We start from the raw sequence: 263 nt of genomic DNA, 5'->3' as shown, positions 1-263 counted from the left end.
CCCCCGGGCCCCCCCGCACCCCCGGTCCGCCCGGTGCTCCTGGTGCCACTGGTCCTCCAGGTACTCAAGGTAACACGGGTGCTACTGGTGCCACGGGACCTCAAGGTGTTCAAGGTAACACAGGCGCTACTGGTGCTACGGGACCTCAAGGTGTTCAAGGTAACACGGGTGCTACTGGTGCCACTGGTCCTCAAGGTGTTCAAGGTAACACGGGTGCCACTGGACCTCAAGGTGTTCAAGGTAACACGGGTGCCACTGGACCG

At 62.4% G+C, this 263-nt stretch carries 1 pseudogene; it reads left to right on the top strand.

Going from position 1 to position 263, the window contains the following annotated elements:
* Positions 1–263, top strand: a pseudogene (locus JDS99_RS31325) (hypothetical protein); the annotation flags it as partial.

Source organism: Bacillus cereus group sp. N6 (assembly GCF_016483705.1).
GTDB classification, from domain to species: domain Bacteria; phylum Bacillota; class Bacilli; order Bacillales; family Bacillaceae_G; genus Bacillus_A; species Bacillus_A wiedmannii.
Note: the sequence above shows the minus strand (reverse complement) of the source record. Positions and strands in the feature narration are given on the sequence as shown.